This is a genomic window from Planomonospora algeriensis (assembly GCF_977012225.1).
Window position 1 is genome coordinate 1 of record NZ_CDRNDK010000576.1, and the last position, 3,492, is coordinate 3,492.

1 protein-coding gene and 1 pseudogene are annotated in these 3,492 nt (G+C 71.7%); both read left to right on the forward strand.

Annotated features, from left to right (window positions below; all coding sequences use genetic code 11):
* The first annotated feature begins 377 nt into the window (after positions 1–377).
* A pseudogene (gene argG, locus ACWJ6R_RS32665) lies at positions 378–1,822 on the forward strand (argininosuccinate synthase).
* A gap of 159 nt (positions 1,823–1,981) precedes the next feature.
* The coding region (locus ACWJ6R_RS32670) for a diguanylate cyclase domain-containing protein (protein ID WP_449065917.1) at positions 1,982–3,492 on the forward strand (1,511 nt) is incomplete at its 3' end.

Genomic DNA, 3,492 nt, shown 5'->3' on the forward strand with positions numbered 1-3,492 from the left:
AGCGCTTCCCTGACACGGAAGAGGTCACAGGTTCAATCCCTGTATCGTCCACCACACTCCACGGCCGGGTTCATCCCGGTCGAACAGCAGGAAAGCCCCAGCTCACGACGTCGATCGTGAGACTGGGGCTTCTTTTTTGCTGATCCTTCCGGGCCGCCGGGAGCGCCGCGAGGCGGCCCGGCCGGTGGGGCCGGCCGCGGAATCGGCCCACGGGATCAGCTCACGGAATCGGCCTGTGCGATCAGCCTGCGAAATCGGCTGCGCGATCGGCTCACGGCCGCCGCTCACACCCCCGGCGACCGGGAGGTCGGCAGCCCCCCTGTCCGAGGATCGAGAAGCGGTTGCATGAACATGCGGCCTTATGCAAACCTATTCGCATGTCGAAGGTACTCACCTCTCTGCCCGTAGGCCAGCGTGTCGGAATCGCCTTCTCCGGAGGGCTCGACACCTCGGTGGCGGTCGCGTGGATGCGCGAGAAAGGGGCGGTCCCCTGCACCTACACCGCCGACATCGGGCAGTACGACGAACCCGACATCGGGTCGGTGCCGGCCGGGCCACGACCTACGGGGCGGAGGTCGCTCGGCTGGTCGACTGCCGGGCGGCGCTCGTGGAGGAGGGCCTCGCGGCGCTGGCCTGCGGGGCGTTCCACATCCGGTCGGGCGGGCGCGCCTACTTCAACACCACGCCGCTCGGGCGGGCGGTCACCGGGACCCTGCTGGTGCGGGCGATGCTCGAGGACGACGTCCAGATCTGGGGTGACGGCTCCACGTTCAAGGGCAACGACATCGAGCGGTTCTACCGGTACGGGCTGCTCGCCAACCCGTCCCTGCGGATCTACAAGCCTTGGCTGGACGCCGATTTCGTCACCGAGCTCGGCGGTCGCAAGGAGATGTCCGAGTGGCTGCTCGCCCGCGGCCTGCCGTACCGCGACAGCGCCGAGAAGGCCTACTCCACCGACGCCAACATCTGGGGCGCGACCCATGAGGCCAAGGCGCTCGAGCACCTCGACGTCGGCATCGAGCTGGTCGAGCCGATCATGGGTGTGCGGTTCTGGGACCCGGCCGTCGAGATCTCCCCCGAGGACGTCACGATCGGCTTCGAGCAGGGGCGGCCGGTGACGATCAACGGCAAGACGTTCGCGTCCGCCGTCGACCTGGTGCTGGAGGCCAACGCCGTCGGCGGGCGGCACGGCCTGGGCATGTCCGACCAGATCGAGAACCGGATCATCGAGGCCAAGAGCCGCGGCATCTACGAGGCCCCGGGGATGGCGCTGCTGCACGCCGCGTACGAGCGGCTGGTCAACGCCATCCACAACGAGGACACCGTCGCCGTCTACCACAACGAGGGGCGCCGCCTCGGCCGGCTGATGTACGAGGGCCGCTGGCTCGACCCGCAGGCGCTGATGCTGCGCGAGTCGCTGCAGCGCTGGGTGGGCACGGCCGTCACCGGCGAGGTGACCCTCCGGTTGCGGCGCGGCGAGGACTACTCCATCCTGCGGACGTCCGGTCCGGCCTTCAGCTACCACCCGGACAAGCTCTCCATGGAGCGCACCGAGGACTCGGCCTTCGGCCCGGTCGACCGCATCGGCCAGCTGACCATGCGCAACCTCGACATCGCCGACTCCCGCGCCAAGCTCGAGCAGTACGTCGGCGTCGGCATGCTCGGCAGCCCCCAGCCCATGATCGGAGCCGCCCAGGCCGCCGCGACCGGCCTGATCGGAGCCATGCCCGAGGGCGGCGCGGAGGCCATCGCCTCCCGTGGCAAGTCCCCGGACGCCGACGAGCTCCTCGACCACGCCGCCATGGAGTCCGGCACCGACTGACCGGCCGCCCGGCCGGTGCCGGGCGGAGCGTGGTCCCCGCGGACCGGGGGCGCCTCTCCCGCGCCCCCGGTCCGGCGGTTCCGGCGGTTCGATCCTCTTCTCCGGCGATACGGACCTCCGGGTTCCTCAGCCTCGCGCCCGGCCTGCCGATAGGGCGGCGTGGACGGTTCCCGGGCCTGGCGCGTCTACCTCCTCGGCGGCCTCGTCGCCCTGGGGGTGTACGTGCTGCTCCCGTACGGGCCCTTCCGCGACGCGTTCTATGCCTCCGTCGGGCTGTCCGGGGCGGCGGCCTCGTTCCTGGCGGCCGCCCGCCTGCGCGGCACGGTCGGCCTGGCCTGGGCGCTGATGGGCCTGGGCCTGGTCGGCACCGCCACCGGCGACCTCATGTGGCTCTACTACGACCACATCGCCGGGGTGGACCCCTTCCCCTCCCCCGCCGACATCGCCTACCTGATGCAGTACCCCTTCGTCACGGCCGCCCTGCTGCTGCTCGCCCGGCACCGGCGGACCCCCGGTGACCGAGGGGCCCTGCTGGACAGCACCATCGTCACCGTCGGTCTCCTCCTGCCGTACTGGGTGCTCCTGATCGACCCGAACATCGGCGGCCACGACTCCACCTTCGACCAGATGGTCGCCCTGGCCTACCCGCTCGCCGACGTGGTGCTGCTCGCCGGGATCGTCCGGCTGCTGTCCGTCTCGGGTGCCAGGACGCCGTCCTTCCGGCTGCTCACCCTGGCGATGGTCTCCCTCCTCACCGGTGACGTGATCTTCATCTCCACCGAGGGGGCGGAGGTCTTCGGCCTACCGCTCGGCGACACGCCTTTTCTGGCCTCGTATGTGCTGTGGGGCGCCGCGGCGCTGCATCCCTCCGCACGGGACCTGCTGAACACCTCGTCGGGCGGCGTGCCGTTCTTCACCACGCGCCGGCTGCTCACGCTGATGGCCGTCGTCCTGCTGGCCCCCGGCACCATGGCCGCGCAGCTCGTCTTCGGGTTCGAGCTGAGCGCCTGGCCCGTGACCATCACCTCCGCGCTGCTCTTCGTGCTGGTGGTGGCCCGGATGTCGGACCTGCTGCGCCGCCTGCAGGACCAGGCCCGGATCCTCGACGAGGTCGCGCGTACCGACATGCTGACCGGGCTGCCCAACCGGCGCACCCTCGACGCCCAGCTGGCCCGCGAGTACGAGCGCGCCGAGCAGGACGGCACACCGCTGTGCCTGGCGATGGTCGACCTCGACCGGTTCAAGCTGTTCAACGACACCCACGGGCACCAGGCCGGAGACCTGCTGCTCAGCGGCGCCGCCACGGCCTGGAGCCTCGCGCTGGGCGGGCAGGACATGCTGGCCCGCTACGGCGGGGAGGAGTTCGTGCTCGTCATGCCGGGGCGGGACCCGGCGGACGCGGAGAGGCTGCTGGCCGCCATGCGCGCGGCCACCCCGCAGGAGCAGACCTTCTCGGCCGGGCTCGCGCTCTGGGACGGCCGGGAACGCCCGTCCGATCTGCTGCACCGCGCCGACCTGGCCCTGTACGCCGCCAAGGAGGCCGGGCGCGACCGGGTGGTGCGGGCGAGCCCTCCGCCGCCGGCCGGCTCGCGTCCGGTCCCCCCCGTCCCCGGCGCGGAGATGGACCTCCGCCGCCGCCGGAACCCTTCGTCCCGCTCGCGGCCGCCCCC